Consider the following 14,913-nt stretch of genomic DNA (forward strand, 5'->3'; position numbering starts at 1 on the left):
GAAACGTGTCTGAGACTTCCCCCGAACCCACCGCCATCGAATGGCTGACGATGCCCGATCTCGTCGAGAGGCTCGACGAGCCACTCGGGCGCGTGCGTCGGATGATCTCCGAGCAGTACCTGGTCGGATCGACCCGGAACGGTGTCTTCGGTGTGCCGTCGCAGTTCATCGTCGACGGGCATCCTCTCTCGTCCCTGCGCGGCACGATCATCGTCCTCACCGACGCCGGATTCACCGATGACGAGGTGATCGACTGGCTGTTCAGCGAAGACGACGAGCTCGGCCGTACGCCGATCGCCGCGCTTCTCGACGGTCACAAGAGCGCCGTGCGCCGCGTCGCCCGCGCACTCGCCTGACGCGCCTCAGGCGGAACGCACGGTCGCAGCGCGCGCGAGGTCTCGCAGCTCGCCGACGGCTGCGTTGTCCAGTCGCGCACCCGAGAGCGCGCGGTCGGCCTCCTGTGCGTACGAGACGATGAGCTCCTCCACCCGTGCCAGTGCGCCGGATTCGGCGATCGTGGCCTGAATCGCCGACACCTGATCCGCGGTGAGCGTCGGATCGCCCAGCAGCTCATCGAGCAGTCGCCTGGCCGACGCATCCAGCTGCTCCCGCGTGAACGCGATGAGCACGGTGCGCTTGCCCTCGCGAAGATCGTCTCCGGCCGGTTTGCCGGTGATCGACTGATCGCCGAACACGCCGAGCACGTCGTCGCGCAGCTGGAACGCCATGCCGATCGGATGACCGAAGCTGCGCAGCGCGCTCTGCTGCGACTCGTCTGCCCCGGCGAGCAGGGCGCCCAGCAGCAGCGGCTGCTCGATGCTGTACCTCGCCGACTTCAGAGAGACCACGCGCAGCGCGCGATCAGCGTGCTCGGAGATGGGATTGACCAGCCAGGCCGATTCCTCGGCGATGTCGAGGAACTGGCCGGTGGTGACATCGCGACGCATCCGCGCGTACTCCCGGCGCACGTCGGGCGCCTGCGCGAGCCCGGTCAGGGCCTGCTCGAGCAGATCATCGCTCCAGGCGACGAGCAGATCGCCGAGAAGGATCGCGGCGGCTCGCCCGAACGGCTCGGCGTCCCCGGACCACGACAGCGTCCGATGCTGTTGCTCGAGGGAGCGGTGCGCCGCCGGAACGCCCCGTCTCGTGTCCGAGTTGTCGATCAGGTCGTCATGCACGAGCGCGGCGGATTGGAAGATCTCCAGCGCGGCGCAGAGATCCCACAGTGCATCCGTCTCGATGGCGTCGCGGGCGGAGAAGCGCGCGACCGCGCGCCATCCGGCGTGGCAGAACCGTGCGCGCAGACGCTTGCCGCCCCGCAGTGTGGCCTCGGCGGACGCGATGAACATCGCAGCATCCGGTCCATACGATCGCGTCTCGGATCCGAGCGCGGTCATGAAGCGATCCAGACGGTCGGAGACGGCGTCCTGGACAGGTATGGATGAGGGCACGATAATCAGCTTAGGTTCTCAGCCGATAACTAGCCTCGGCGGTTCTGCGAGCGTAGAATGAAAGACACTGAACCAAGGGGGGCGTCATGCCACTGTCTGAACAGGAGCAGCGTCTGCTCGACGAGATGGAACGCCATCTCCTCCACAACGACGCAGACATCGTAACCGCGCCCTCCGGCGATCGAACGCTCAGCTACCGCAATCTCGTCTACGGTGCCGTTCTTCTTCTCGTCGGAATCGGCGCGCTCGTCGCGGGCGTCGCGCTCGGCGGCCAGCTCGGCGCTGTCGCCAGCATCATCGTCGGCGTGATCGGATTCGCGGCGATGGTCGCCGGCGTCATCCTCGCGGCGACTCCCGTGCGCCGTGTCGGCGGCACGCCGCGGGTCCGAGACGGCGGGGCGTCCAAGCCGCCGCAGACTTCGGCCTCCTTCATGGACCGGATGAACGATCGTTGGGATCGTCGCCAAGACGGTCGCTGACCTCTTCACTCACCAGAGCCCGGATGCATTGAGCATCCGGGCTTTTCTGCGTCTCGGGGGATCACGCGGCTCCTGAACGCCTCGGCGCGTTGAGATCCTCCACTTTCCCTCCACGGTCCTCCACTGTGCGCTGTGCCGCGTTCTGGCGCGGAATCACAGGGGAGCGGTGATCTGGCATCGCCGAATATGCCATGCTGTGCTGGTTTGCTCATATGCAAGTGGAGCAAAGTGGAGTAAAGTGGGGGACACCTCGAAGTTGGCCGGACACAGAGGGGGTGATGGCCGATGTTGCTGGGAACGCATTCACCGAAGCTCGACGACAAAGGTCGAGTCATCCTGCCGGCGAAGTTCCGTGAGGACCTCGGCGGCGGCATCGTCGTCACCCGTGGTCAAGAGCGATGCCTGTACGTGTTCAGCACGGCCGAGTTCGAGGCGATGCACGAGCGGATCCGGCAAGCACCGCTCAGCAACAAGCAGGCGCGCGACTTCCTGCGCATGTTCCTCTCCGGAGCGAGCGCGGAGATGCCGGACAGCCAGAACCGCATCACCATCCCCGCCCATCTCCGTCAGTACGCGGGGCTCGAGAAGGAGCTCGTCGTCACCGGCGTCGGCGCGCACGCCGAGATCTGGGATGCCGCGGCCTGGAACGACTACCTCGCCGCCGGCGAGGACAACTACTCAGAACTCGAACAGGAGGTGATTCCGGGACTGTTCTGACCTCGACTGTGATGCCCCGCCGCTCCCACCCCGACACACTTCCCCGGTGCCGGGTCGAGAAGCGGAGGGGGATCAGAGTCGAAGGTCACCCGAAACGATCATGAATCTTCGCGACATCCACACCCCGGTGCTCCTCGAACGCTGCGTCGAGCTGCTCGCACCTGCACTGCAGCATGACGGCGCGGTGCTGGTCGACGCCACACTCGGCATGGGCGGGCACTCCGAGGCGCTGCTCGAGCGTTTCAGCAACATCCGCTTGATCGGGCTCGACCGGGACACCGACGCGCTGCGCATCGCCGGTCAGCGGCTCGAGCGCTTCGCCGACCGCGTCACGCTCGTGCACACCGTCTACGACGAGATCGGGCTCCACGCTCACGGTGCCTCCGGCATCCTCATGGATCTGGGCGTCTCGTCGCTGCAGCTCGATGAGGCCGAGCGCGGCTTCGCGTATTCGAAGGATGCTCCGCTGGACATGCGCATGGACCAGACGAAGGGCACGACCGCCGCCGATGTCCTCGCGACATACAGCGAGGGCAACCTCCGTCGCATCTTCGAGCGCTACGGCGAGGAGAAGCTCGCCGCACGCTACGCCCGATTCATCGTGCGCTCCCGTGAGGAGAAGCCGCTCGTGCGGTCGCAGGACCTCGTCGACCTGTTGCAGGCAGCGACCCCGGCCGCCGCACAGCGTGCCGGCCACCCGGCCAAGCGAGTGTTTCAGGCGCTGCGCATCGAAGTGAACTCCGAACTCAGCGTCCTCGCCGACGCGATCCCCGCCGCGATGGACGCTTTGACCGTCGGCGGGCGCATCGTCGTCATGAGCTACCAGTCGCTCGAGGACCGCCTTGTGAAGCAGGCCTTCGCCGCGGCATCCGCCTCCACGGCGCCCGCGGGGCTTCCCGTCGAACTTCCACAGCACGCTCCGCGCTTCCGCACCATCACGAAGGGCGCGGAGATGGCGGGCGAAGAAGAGAAGGCACGCAATCCGCGCGCCATTCCGGTGCGCCTGCGCGCCGCCGAGCGGATCAGGGAGGCCGCATGAGCCGTCAGGCGGCGACAGCCGCAGCACTGCTGCCGGAGCCGATCGCTCCCGCGCCCGGCGCCCCCCGTCGGTTGAAGCCGGTGACGGCGCCCGCTCGGCGGGCCAAGCCGAAGCTGGCGTATGCGCTCATCGCACTCGGCGGGGCAGCGGCGATCGGGATCGCCCAGATCGGCCTGTCACTGGCGATCACCCAGGACTCCTTCGTCCTCGCAGACCTCACTTCGCAGCAGCGTGAACTCGACCTGCAGGCGAGTGCGTTGCAGGATGACCTCGCCGGGACGAGCTCGCCCCAGCTGCTCGCGACCAAGGCCTCCGAGCTCGGCATGGTCGTGGCCGGATCCGCCTCCTACCTGCGCCTGAGCGATTCGACCGTGCTCGGTCCGAACACCGGTGCCGATGGCAAGTCCACGATCGATCCGAATGGAAGCGGCGCGGTGTACAACGCACTGCTGAACCAGAAGGCGGACGCCGCCGCTGCAGCGAATGACGCCGAGGCGTCAGCGAACGACACAGCTGATGCCGTCGATCCGAATCTGCCCCCGCCCATCACCGACGGACTTCCGAGCCCCACGACACGCTGAACTTCGACTGAGAGAGCGACATGACGACACGAGCCACCCGCGGCCCCCGGCGCCGCACCGTCGTCGCCCTGGCGGTCATACTCGCCGTGCTCTCGGCATTCGTCGTCCGCCTCGTCGACATCCAGGTCGTCAGTGCGAACGAGCACGTCGAGGACTCCCTGCAAGTCGGGAAGCTCGGCTCGACGGTGACACTGCCGGGCAACCGCGGTTCGATCGTCGATGCGAACGGCACGGTGCTGGCATCCAGTGTCACCGTGTACGACGCGCAGCTCGACCCGATGCTGATCGCGTCGCTCGAGGACGATGAGGACGACCCGCCGAAGACGTCCTGGAGCGAGGCGGCTGACATGATCGCGGCGATCACCGGGCAGGATGCAGACGATCTGCGTGCCGGTGTCGCAGCCACACTCGAGAGCGATCCTGCGTCGCGCTACCTGCCGCTGAAGAAGGGGCTCAGCACCGAGAAGTTCCTCGAACTGCGCGATCTCGGTCTGGTCTACCTCGACATGCTGCCGCGCGAGACGCGCGTGTATCCGAACGGCGCGGTCGCCGGAAACATCATCGGATACGTCGACAGCGCCGGCGTCGGCCAGTCGGGCGTGGAGCAGCTCGAGAAGCAGTGCCTCTCGCCGGTGAACGGCGAGCGCACGTATCTTCGCGGCAAGGACGGCAACATCATCCCCGGCAGTGATCGGACGGTCGCGGCAGAGAACGGCGGATCGGTGCAGCTGACGATCAACAGCGACCTGCAGTGGTACCTGACGCAGATGATCTCGGAAGAAGCGCAGAAGATGGGCGCGAAGGCAGGCACCGTCACCGTGGTGGAGGTGAAGACGGGCAAGATCCGGGCGGCAGCCGAATGGCCCGCCATGGATCCGAACGACCTCAACTCCTCCTCACCCGAGGACTGGGGCACGCGAGTCTTCGGATCTTGGTTCGAGCCCGGTTCGACGTTCAAAGCCGTCACGGCCGCTGCAGTGCTCGACGCCGGCGCTGCCGACTTGAACACAACCGTCTCAGCGAACGGGCGCGAAACATTCCCGAACGGCGCGGTCATCAATGACCCGTTCCGGCACGACACCTACCAGTACCGGCTCGCCGGGGCATTGATCGACTCGTCGAACGTCGCGCTGTCGAAGTTCGGCACGTTGATCGACGCACAGACGCGATACGACTACATACAGAAGTTCGGATTCGGGCAGGAGACCATCGGATTCCCTCGAGAGAACCCCGGTCTCGTGCATCCCGCGAACGCGTGGGACAGCCAGACGCTCTACACGACCACCTTCGGCCAGGCGCTCACGGTCACCGCACCTCAGGTCGCCGGTGCCTATCAGGCGATCGCCAACGGCGGCGAGAAGATCGATCTGTCGCTGATCGAGTCCTGCACTCTGGACGACGGCACCGTGGTGGATCCGGAAGCGCCCAAGCGCGAGCAGGTCGTCTCCGAACAGACCGCGGCCGAGGTGTCGCGCATACTCGAGAACGTCTCGGTGCAGGGTGGGCTGAGCCAGCAGATCGAGGTTCCCGGCTACCGTGTCGCGAGCAAGACCGGTACCGCGCAGAAGGCGGATGCTGGTGGGTACATCGCCGGGAAGTACTTCACCAGCATGGTCGGCTTCGCGCCCGTCGACGATCCCCAGTACGTGGTGGTGGTCACGCTCGATGAGCCGACTAAGGTTGTATCGTCCGCAGCCACGGCATCCGCCTTCCAGCAGTCGATGACGCAGGTGCTGAAGACCTACCGTGTCTCGCCCTCGACCGTCCCGATGGACGAGCTGCTTCCCAAATTCGAATAGCCGGCACTGAGCCGCGCATGGAGATTTCATGATCGCCCTGACGCTTGCCGAGATCGCCGCAATCACCGATGGCGACTTGCGTCTCGTAGACCCCGACATCTCGGAGACCACTGTGTCCGGTGTCGTCGACACCGACTCGAGGAACATGACCCCGGGCGGTGTCTTCATCGCCAAGCCCGGAGCAGAGACCGACGGGCATCGCTTCGTCGCCGCGGCCGTGACAGGCGGAGCGTCGGTGGCGGTCGTCGAGCACATCGTCGACGCCCAGGTGTCGCAAGTGGTCGTGAAGGATGCCGTCACCGCTCTCGCCGACCTCGCACGCGCCGTCGTCGCGCGCGTGCGCGCCGAAGGACAGCTGAAGATCGTCGGCATCACCGGGTCGAACGGCAAGACGACCACCAAGAACCTGCTCGCCCGCATCCTCGAGGACGAAGGCGAGACGATCTCTCCGATCAACTCGTACAACAACGAGGTCGGTGCCCCGGTCACGATGCTCCGCGTCACGGACAGCACCCGTTACCTCGTCAGCGAGTTCGGCGCCGCCGGCCCGGGCAGCATCGCCCACCTCGCGGGTCTCGTCGAGCCCGACATCGCCATCGTGCTCATGGTCGGCATGGCGCATGCCGGCGGTTTCGGCGGCATCGAGGAGACGGCCAGGGCCAAGGCCGAGCTCATCGCAGCCTCGCGCCCCGGCGGCACTGCCGTGCTGAACATCGACGACTCCCGAGTCGCAGCCATGCGCGATGCCGCCACGGCGCACGACATGCACATCGTCGGCTTCGGGCAGGACGGCTCGGCAGACGTGCGCGCGAGTGACGTGCAGGTCGCCGCCGACGGCACCAGAGCGGTGATCACCACGGCAGACGCGACTCTGCCTCTGCACCTGAAGGTGCTCGGCGCGCACCACATCACCAACGCACTCGCGGCGATCGCGGCCGCGGGCGTTCTCGGGGTGCCCCTCGCCGATGCGATCGCCAGGATCGAGACCGTCCAGGTCGCGGAGCGGTGGCGCATGCAGCCGCTCGGCAACGACCGGGTGCGCATCATCAACGACGCCTACAACGCCAGCCCCGACTCCATGGCCGCAGCCCTGCGCACTCTCGCGCAGATCACCGGCCCCGACGAGCGCACCGTCGCCGTGCTCGGCGCGATGAGCGAACTCGGCGAGAGCGCAGGGGAGGAGCACGACAGGATCGGACTGCTCGCCGTGCGCCTGAACATCCGACGCATCGTCGTGGTCGGACCTGAGGCGCGCCGCCTCTACCTCTCCGTCGTCGGCGAGGGGTCCTGGGACAGCGAAGCCGTGCACCTTCCCGACCAGGATGCCGCCTACGAATACCTGCGCACAGAGCTCCGCGACGGAGACCGTGTGCTCGTGAAATCATCCAATTCCGTGGGCCTTCGGCATCTCGGCGATCGTCTGGGAGAATTGTTCTCGTGAGATCACTCCTCATGGCGGCTGCGATTTCGCTCGCCTTCACCCTGTTCCTGACTCCCGTCTTCCTCCGGCTGTTCCGCCGGTGGGGCTGGGGACAGGTGATCCGCACACCGGAAGACATCGCGAATCCGAGCCACAGCGCCAAACGCGGCACGCCGACCATGGGCGGTCTCATCTTCATCGTCGGCACGATCGTCGGCTACTTCGTCGGGGTCTACGCCGGTGGCAGCGAGCCCGCGCTTTCCGCGATCCTCGTGCTCTGGCTCATGATCGGCTTCGGCGCCGTCGGCTTCATCGACGACTACATGAAGGTGAAGTCCCAGCGCAGTCTCGGCCTCTCGGGCTGGCGCAAGGTGATCGGCCAGCTCGTCGTGATGATCCCGTTCGGGGTGGTCGCACTGAACTTCCCCAACCAGTTCGGCCAGACGCCCGCGAGCGGCTACGTCTCGCTGTTCCGCGACATCACCTGGCTGAACCTGTTCGGCTTCGGTGTCATCATCGGCTGGATCGTCTACCTGATCTGGATCGCCGTGATCGGCATCGCCACGTCCAACAGCGTGAACCTCACCGACGGTCTCGACGGTCTCGCATCCGGTGCCGGCGTGTTCGTCGTCGGCGCATACAGCCTGATCGCCTTCTGGCAGTTCAAGCAGTCCTGCGCGAGCATAGGAGTCGACCCCGGCGCGCTCGACGCCTGCTACGAGGTGCGAGATCCGTTCAGCCTCGCGATCGTCTCCGCGTCGTTCGCAGCCGGGCTCATCGGATTCCTCTGGTGGAACGCGCCCAAGGCCAAGGTCTTCATGGGCGACGTCGGCTCGATGGCGATCGGCGGCGTCATCACCGCGATGGCGATCCTCACCCGCACCGAGCTGCTGCTGTTCGTGATCGCCGGCGTGTTCGTCCTGTCGTCAGGATCCGTCATCCTCCAGCGGCTGTACTTCAAGATCACGCGAGGCAAGCGACTGTTCCTGATGAGCCCGTTCCACCATCACCTCGAGATGCGCGGCTGGTCGGAGACGACGATCGTCGTACGTCTGTGGATCATCGCCGGCCTGCTCGCGGTATCCGCGGTCGGTCTGTTCTACGTCGAGTGGCTCACCGGAGTCGACGGATGAGCACCGCTCGTCTTGATGCGCTGACCAGCTGGCATGCCGATTGGAAGGGGCTGCGCGTCGCGGTGCTCGGCCTGTCGGTGACGGGATTCTCGGCAGCCGACACACTCGCCGAGCTCGGTGCCGAGGTGCTCGTGCTCTCGGAATCCGCCGCAGAGGAGTACGAACGCCTCATCCCCGTGATCGGCGCCCGTCTCGAACTCGGCGCACTCGACGAGGTGCCGCAGTCTCTGCGCGACTTCGATCCAGAGGTCATCGTCGCCTCTCCCGGCTTCTCGCCGTCGCATCCGATCATCCGCTGGGCACAGGATGCCGGCATCGCTGTGTGGGGCGACATCGAGCTCGCCTGGCGGGTCCGCGACAAAGTCGTGCGCGCCGATGGGACCCCGGCGCAGTGGGTGCTGATCACCGGCACGAACGGCAAGACCACGACCACTCAGCTCACCGCGACGATGCTCGTCGAGGGCGGCCTGCGCGCCGCTCCGTGCGGCAACATCGGCATCCCGGTGCTGGATGCCGTCCGCGACCCTGCGGGCTTCGACGTCCTCGTGGTCGAACTCTCCAGCCACCAGCTCTGGTACATCGGTCAGAGCAGCGGCGCGGGTGCCCTCGTGCCGTACGCGTCCGTCTGCCTGAACCTCGCAGACGATCATCTCGTGTGGCACGGCAGCGCAACGGCCTATCGCGACGCGAAGGCCCACGTCTACCGGAACACCCGAGTAGCCTGCGTGTACAACAAGGCCGATGAGGCGACGCGCATCATGGTCGAGGACGCAGAGGTCATCGAAGGGGCGAGGGCGATCGGATTCGACCTCGGGGTGCCTGGTCCGAGCGATCTCGGCGTGGTCGACGGCATCCTGGCCGACCGCGCATTCCACGAGGACCGCGCACACAGCGCCCTCGAGCTCACCACGGTCGAAGACCTCGCCGACGCAGGGCTCGCTGCGCCCCATATCGTGCAGAACATCCTGGCAGCCAGCGCACTCGCCCGGTCGCTCGGCACTGCTCCGGAGGCGATCAAGCGCGCTCTGCAGACGTTCCGTCTCGACGAGCATCGCATCCAGGTCATCGCCCGCCATGCCGGCATCACCTGGGTCGACGACTCCAAGGCGACCAACCCGCATGCTGCGGCCTCTTCGCTGCGTGCATACCCCGGCGCGATCTGGGTCGTCGGCGGTGATCTCAAGGGCGTGGATCTGTCGGAGCTCGTCGCGGATGCCGGCAGGACCGCCGGCGCGGCGCTCGTGATCGGCGTCGACCGCGGTGAGGTCGTCGCGGCATTCGGGCGACACGCGCCCGCGGTGCCGGTGATCGAGGTGGTCACTGGCGAGACTGAAGATGTCATGACCCGTGTGGTGGAACTCGCCGCAGGGATCGCCGATGACGGGGGAACGGTTCTACTGGCTCCTGCCGCGGCATCCTTCGACCAGTTCACGAGCTACGCGGATCGCGGCCACCGTTTCGCCGACGCGGTGCGCAAGTGGATCGACCGGGGGAGCGCCGATGACGCAGATGGCCCGCCCGCGGCGCGCTGACGCGGGGCAGCCCGGCAGGGGACTGGCGGCGCGTGTCTCCCTGGGGCGCATCTTCACACCGCCGTCGAACGAATTCCTTCTCATCGCATCCACGGCGCTCCTGCTGACCGTGTTCGGGATCATCATGGTGATCTCGGCCACGAGCGCCACGGAGACCGGCGTCATGGACACGGCGATCAAGCAGGCGATGTTCGCTGCCATCGGGATCCCGCTGATGTTCCTGGTCAGCCGCCTCCCGATCCGTTTTCTCAAGCGGATGGCCTGGCCTGCGCTCATCCTCTCCACCATGGTGCAGCTGCTGGTGTTCATCCCCGGCATCGGTGTGAACAGCGACGGCAACCAGAACTGGATCCGCATCGCCGGATTCTCGATGCAGCCCTCGGAATTCCTCAAGCTCGCGCTCGCGCTGTGGGTCGCATACGTGCTGCTGCGCAAACGTGCGCTACTCGGCATCTGGCAGCACGTCTTCATCCCCGTGATCCCGGTCGCTGTGCTCGTGATCGGCACGGTGATGGCCGGGCGCGACCTCGGCACCGCGATGGTGCTCGTGCTCATCCTGCTCGGCTGCCTTTTCTTCGCTGGCGTCAAGCTGCGGCTGTTCATCATCCCCGTGCTGCTCGGCGTCGTCGGGGTGATCGCCCTGGCCGTCCTGAGCCCTGACCGCATGCGGCGAATCACAGCCGTGTGCACCGACATGAGCAACTACGAGAACGACTGCTACCAGTCGATCCATGCCGTCTGGGGCATGGCGAACGGCGGGATCTTCGGTCTCGGCCTCGGCAACTCGCAGGAGAAGTACGGATGGCTTCCGGCTGCCGCGAACGACTTCATCTTCGCGATCGTCGGAGAAGAACTCGGACTCATCGGGTGCCTCGTCGTCCTCGGACTGTTCACTTTCTTCGCAGTCGGCGCGTTCCACATCATCCGCAAGACGACGGACCCGTTCATCCGCGTCGCAGCCGGCGGCATCACGGTGTGGGTGCTCGGACAGGCGCTCATCAACATCGGCGTCGTGATCGGTGTCTTCCCCGTCATGGGCGTGCCTCTCCCGTTCATGTCGCAGGGCGGCACCGCGCTTCTCGCCGTGCTGCTGGCCTGCGGTGTGCTGCTCGCCTTCGCTCGCACGATCCCCGCATCTCCGCGGGATAAAGTCACCAGGTGACCACGTACCTCCTCGCCGGCGGCGGCACCGCCGGCCACGTCAATCCGCTGCTCGCCGTCGCCGATTCACTGCGTGAGCGCGAACCCGAGTCGCTCGTGCTCGTGCTCGGTACGAAGGAGGGGCTGGAGGCGCGACTCGTCCCGGAACGCGGCTACGAACTGCTGATCGTCGACAAGGTGCCGTTCCCCCGTCGACCCAACAGGCAGGCTGCAGCGTTCCCCGCCCGGTTCGTGAAGGCGATCGCGCAGGTGCGCGCGCACATCCGTGAACACCGGGCCGATGTCGTCGTCGGCTTCGGCGGCTATGCCTCGGCGCCCGCGTACATCGCCGCACGCCGTGAGAAGGTGCCGTTCGTCGTGCACGAGGCCAATGCCAGGCCGGGGCTGGCGAACGTGCTCGGCGCGCGGTGGGCGGCCGGAATCGGTGTCGCATTCGAAGGCACTCCGCTGAAGCGCAGCCAAGTGGTCGGCATGCCCTTGCGTCACGAGATCGTCGATCTCGACCGTGCGGCGATGCGCACCGAAGCCGCGGAGCATTTCGGGATGGATGCGGCGCAGCCGGTGCTGCTGGTCTTCGGAGGCTCGCTCGGCGCGCTGCGTCTGAACGAGGCGTTCGCCGACTCCTGGCGCGATGTGCTCGCAGAGGGGTGGCAGCTGCTGCACGTGACGGGGGAGCGCAGCGACCTCGTCGATCCGCATGCACCCGGCTACGTCATGCGCCGCTACGTCGACCGGATGGATCTGGCGTTCGCCCTGTCCGATCTGATCGTCTCCCGCGCCGGCTCAGCCACTGTGAGCGAGGTCAGCGCGCTCGGCATCCCTGCCGTGTACGTGCCGTACGCGGTCGGAAACGGAGAGCAGCGGCTCAACGCCGCCTCCGCCGTCGCCGCGGGAGCCGCGATCCTGCTGGAGGACGGCAGCTTCACGGGTGACACAGTGCGCGACACCGTCGTGCCGCTGATGGCGGATCGCGAGCGCATCGACCGGATGGCGCGCGCGGCAGAGCATGTCGGCACGCGCACCGGCACCGAGAACGTCGTCGCGATGATCGACCGCGCGCTCAGTGCCGCGAATTAGGATGGACAGGACATGATCAGACCTGACCTCTCCCTTCCGATCCCCGAGACCATCACCGCCGCCCACTTCATCGGGATCGGCGGATCCGGGATGAGCGGCCTGGCGAAGATGTTCCTGGATGCCGGCATCCGCGTGTCCGGATCCGATCGGGCCGACAGCGACGCGCTGCGCTCGCTCGCAGTCGCCGGCGCCACCGTGCACGTCGGCCACGACGCGTCCCACATCGGCGATGCCGACACCGTCGTGCACACCGGCGCGATCTGGCCGGAGAATCCCGAGTTCGTCACCGCCAAGGAGCGCGGTCTGCACGTGATCCACCGCTCGCAGGCGCTGCACTGGCTCATCGGCGGGCGCCGGCTGGTCTCCGTCGCCGGCGCGCACGGCAAGACGACCTCGACCGGGATGATCGTCACGGCGCTGCAGGCGCTGGGCACGGATGCGAACTTCGTCAACGGCGGCGTGATCGAGCAGTTGGGCACATCCAGCGCGTCGGGCGCCGATGACCTCTTCGTCGTCGAGGCCGATGAATCCGACGGCACCTTCCTGCTGTACGACACCGCGATCGCCCTGATAACGAACGTCGACCCCGACCACCTCGACCACTACGGGTCGGATGACGCGTTCCACGACGCATTCGTCCGCTTCGCCGACCGTGCGAGCGAGGCGGTCGTGATCTCCAGTGACGACCCTGGCGCGCTGCGCGTGAAGGCCGGGCTCTCTCATCCGAACGTGATCAGCTTCGGCGTCGCACCCGATGCCGACGTCCGGCTGACGGACATCTCCGTCGCAGGACCCGTGGCCGCGACCATCACGCACGATGCGCGCAGCGTGCGCCTGCAGCTCGTTGTTCCCGGCGAGCACAACGTGATCAACGCCGCGGGTGCAGTGGCCGTGCTCCTGACTCTCGGTCATGATCTCGCCGATGCGGTGCGCGCGGTAGAGGGCTTCGCCGGCACGGTGCGCCGATTCGAGCTGCACGGCGTCGAGCGCGGTGTGAGCGTGTTCGACGACTACGCGCATCACCCCACCGAGGTCAGGGCCGCGCTCGAGGCGGCGCGCAGCGTCGTCGGCGACGGGCGGATCATCGCCATCCAGCAGCCGCACACGTATTCGCGTACTCAGCACATGTACCGCGAGTTCGCGGAGGTGCTCGAGACCTACGCCGACCACACGGTGATGCTCGACGTCTACGGCGCGCGGGAGGACCCGGTTCCCGGGGTCACCGGCGAACTCGTCAGCGACGCGTTCATCGACCAGGAGCGCGTTCACTACGTGGCCTCCTGGCAGGAGGCCGCCGACTACACGGCGACCGTCGCACGCGAGGGCGACTACGTCATCACGCTCGGGTGCGGAAACGTCTATCTGATGATCCCGCAGGTGCTCGAATCGCTGCGGCGGACGACCGGAGCCTGATCGATGCGTCGCCCGCCCCCGCTTCCGACTCCGCCGGAACAGGAGACGAAGCCGGCACCCGCACGCTCCTCCCGTCGCGGACGTGAGGATGCAGACCCGACCGGCGAGGGGCGGCCGATCGTCGCGGCCACGGGTCCAGGAGGCGCACGAGCGGATGCCGCGGATGAGCCGCCCGAGACATCGGAGGCACTCACCGCGGGCGATGTCTGGCGCGCCGCGCGCGCCCGCCGCAAAGCACTGCGGGCGGAGATCCGGCGCTTCACCCGGCGTTCGCGGCGCAGGCGACTGATCTGGTTGTGCGCCCTGGGGGCCCTGGTGCTGCTGATCGGCGGAAGCGTCGCAGCCGCGTACAGTCCGCTGTTCGCCGTCGAGAAGATCACGGTCGCCGGCGCGTCCACTCTGAACGCCGCAGCCGTGGAGGCGGCGCTGGGCGATCAGCTCGGCACGCCTCTGGCTCTGGTCAGTGAGAGCGACGTCAAGGCGGCGCTCATCGCCTTCCCGCTGATCGAGACGTACGCGCTGGAGGCGAGGCCGCCCCATGATCTCGTGGTGAGGATCGTGGAGCGCACACCGATCGGCGTGATCGAATCAGGCGCCGGGTTCACGCTCGTGGATGCTGCAGGGGTGGCGCTCTCGACGACGGAGGACCGCCCGGACGGGCAGCCGGTGATCGCCGTCGACGGCGGCATCGAATCCGACGCGTTCGAGTCGGTCGGACTCGTCGTGAGGTCGCTGCCCGCCGACGTTCGCGCCGTCGTCACCGATGTCTCCGCCACCACGCTCGACGATGTGACGCTGACGCTCGCGAGCGGTCTCGTCGTGGTGTGGGGGAGCGCTGAGGATTCCGCGTACAAGGCCAGGGTTCTGGCGTCGACGATGGTGGCCAACCCCGCCGCGCGCGAGATCGACGTGTCCTCTCCCGACGTCGTCGTCGCCGGCTGAGCCGTGCGAATCGCGCCTGCGCCGCATTCTGCGCGCCAAAGCGGCGACACGCCCGTGTCGTTGCGCGCGCGCGGCGCGCGGGCGCATACCTTCGATCAAGAGAACGCAATACCGGGAAATACTTTACACCTCTAGTTGAGGTTTAAAGTTCACATTCGTTTCCAGGCTC

The 14,913-nt window shown here is 67.0% G+C and carries 14 protein-coding genes; 13 read left to right on the forward strand and 1 reads right to left on the reverse strand.

The window, feature by feature from the left end; translation table 11 throughout:
• Positions 1–5 precede the first annotated feature (5 nt).
• Entirely contained in the window at positions 6–356 is a 351-nt protein-coding gene (locus J1M43_RS06810) for an Rv2175c family DNA-binding protein (RefSeq protein WP_374058516.1), read from the forward strand.
• Between the two features lie 6 nt (positions 357–362).
• Here J1M43_RS06810 and J1M43_RS06815 read toward each other — a convergent pair whose 3' ends face one another.
• Positions 363–1,451, reverse strand: coding sequence for a polyprenyl synthetase family protein (locus J1M43_RS06815; protein ID WP_307823297.1), 1,089 nt, complete (start codon positions 1,449–1,451; stop codon positions 363–365).
• Positions 1,452–1,537: 86 nt separating this feature from the next.
• Here J1M43_RS06815 and J1M43_RS06820 point away from each other — a divergent pair, with 86 nt between their 5' ends.
• From J1M43_RS06820 to J1M43_RS06875, 12 genes are all read left to right on the forward strand, one after another.
• Positions 1,538–1,930 carry a DUF3040 domain-containing protein gene (locus J1M43_RS06820; RefSeq protein ID WP_033107478.1) on the forward strand — a complete coding sequence of 131 codons (393 nt, stop codon included), beginning with the start codon at positions 1,538–1,540 and terminating at the stop codon, positions 1,928–1,930.
• Between the two features lie 285 nt (positions 1,931–2,215).
• The gene (gene mraZ, locus J1M43_RS06825) at positions 2,216–2,647 is read left to right on the forward strand and encodes a division/cell wall cluster transcriptional repressor MraZ (protein ID WP_033107479.1); all 432 of its coding nucleotides are present in this window, start codon (positions 2,216–2,218) and stop codon (positions 2,645–2,647) included.
• A 100-nt stretch (positions 2,648–2,747) separates the two neighbouring features.
• The gene (gene rsmH, locus J1M43_RS06830) at positions 2,748–3,686 is read left to right on the forward strand and encodes a 16S rRNA (cytosine(1402)-N(4))-methyltransferase RsmH (RefSeq protein WP_052167114.1); all 939 of its coding nucleotides are present in this window, start codon (positions 2,748–2,750) and stop codon (positions 3,684–3,686) included.
• The gene (locus J1M43_RS06835) at positions 3,683–4,267 is read left to right on the forward strand and encodes a hypothetical protein (protein ID WP_033107480.1); all 585 of its coding nucleotides are present in this window, start codon (positions 3,683–3,685) and stop codon (positions 4,265–4,267) included. Before rsmH ends, J1M43_RS06835 begins: the two co-directional genes overlap by 4 nt.
• 20 nt (positions 4,268–4,287) lie before the next feature.
• The gene (locus J1M43_RS06840; RefSeq protein ID WP_033107481.1) at positions 4,288–6,066 is read left to right on the forward strand and encodes a penicillin-binding protein 2; all 1,779 of its coding nucleotides are present in this window, start codon (positions 4,288–4,290) and stop codon (positions 6,064–6,066) included.
• Between the two features lie 28 nt (positions 6,067–6,094).
• Positions 6,095–7,507 (forward strand): UDP-N-acetylmuramoyl-tripeptide--D-alanyl-D-alanine ligase, encoded by a 1,413-nt coding sequence (gene murF / locus J1M43_RS06845; RefSeq protein ID WP_033107482.1) that lies wholly within the window; start codon positions 6,095–6,097, stop codon positions 7,505–7,507.
• Positions 7,504–8,619, forward strand: coding sequence for a phospho-N-acetylmuramoyl-pentapeptide-transferase (gene mraY, locus J1M43_RS06850; RefSeq protein WP_033107483.1), 1,116 nt, complete (start codon positions 7,504–7,506; stop codon positions 8,617–8,619). Before murF ends, mraY begins: the two co-directional genes overlap by 4 nt.
• A complete protein-coding gene (gene murD / locus J1M43_RS06855; protein WP_206476354.1) occupies positions 8,616–10,151 on the forward strand; it encodes a UDP-N-acetylmuramoyl-L-alanine--D-glutamate ligase in 1,536 nt (511 codons plus the stop codon). Before mraY ends, murD begins: the two co-directional genes overlap by 4 nt.
• Positions 10,120–11,313 (forward strand): putative lipid II flippase FtsW, encoded by a 1,194-nt coding sequence (gene ftsW, locus J1M43_RS06860; protein WP_206476355.1) that lies wholly within the window; start codon positions 10,120–10,122, stop codon positions 11,311–11,313. The genes murD and ftsW overlap by 32 nt, the downstream gene beginning before the upstream one ends.
• Positions 11,310–12,389, forward strand: coding sequence for a glycosyltransferase (locus tag J1M43_RS06865; protein ID WP_206476356.1), 1,080 nt, complete (start codon positions 11,310–11,312; stop codon positions 12,387–12,389). The genes ftsW and J1M43_RS06865 overlap by 4 nt, the downstream gene beginning before the upstream one ends.
• 12 nt (positions 12,390–12,401) lie before the next feature.
• Positions 12,402–13,802, forward strand: coding sequence for a UDP-N-acetylmuramate--L-alanine ligase (murC, locus tag J1M43_RS06870; RefSeq protein ID WP_033107487.1), 1,401 nt, complete (start codon positions 12,402–12,404; stop codon positions 13,800–13,802).
• Between the two features lie 3 nt (positions 13,803–13,805).
• A complete protein-coding gene (locus tag J1M43_RS06875) occupies positions 13,806–14,744 on the forward strand; it encodes an FtsQ-type POTRA domain-containing protein (protein WP_033107488.1) in 939 nt (312 codons plus the stop codon).
• Positions 14,745–14,913 lie beyond the last annotated feature (169 nt).

The organism is Microbacterium sp. KRD172 (assembly GCF_017168295.1).
GTDB lineage: Bacteria > Actinomycetota > Actinomycetes > Actinomycetales > Microbacteriaceae > Microbacterium > Microbacterium profundi.

Coding starts and splice junctions, on each gene's coding strand:
- J1M43_RS06820 (WP_033107478.1), top strand. CDS start 1,538: ATGCCACTGTCTGAACAGGAGCAGCGTCTGCTCGACGAGATGGAACGC.
- mraZ (WP_033107479.1), top strand. CDS start 2,216: ATGTTGCTGGGAACGCATTCACCGAAGCTCGACGACAAAGGTCGAGTC.
- rsmH (WP_052167114.1), top strand. CDS start 2,748: ATGAATCTTCGCGACATCCACACCCCGGTGCTCCTCGAACGCTGCGTC.
- J1M43_RS06835 (WP_033107480.1), top strand. CDS start 3,683: ATGAGCCGTCAGGCGGCGACAGCCGCAGCACTGCTGCCGGAGCCGATC.
- J1M43_RS06840 (WP_033107481.1), top strand. CDS start 4,288: ATGACGACACGAGCCACCCGCGGCCCCCGGCGCCGCACCGTCGTCGCC.
- murF (WP_033107482.1), top strand. CDS start 6,095: ATGATCGCCCTGACGCTTGCCGAGATCGCCGCAATCACCGATGGCGAC.
- murD (WP_206476354.1), top strand. CDS start 8,616: ATGAGCACCGCTCGTCTTGATGCGCTGACCAGCTGGCATGCCGATTGG.
- ftsW (WP_206476355.1), top strand. CDS start 10,120: ATGACGCAGATGGCCCGCCCGCGGCGCGCTGACGCGGGGCAGCCCGGC.
- murC (WP_033107487.1), top strand. CDS start 12,402: ATGATCAGACCTGACCTCTCCCTTCCGATCCCCGAGACCATCACCGCC.
- J1M43_RS06875 (WP_033107488.1), top strand. CDS start 13,806: ATGCGTCGCCCGCCCCCGCTTCCGACTCCGCCGGAACAGGAGACGAAG.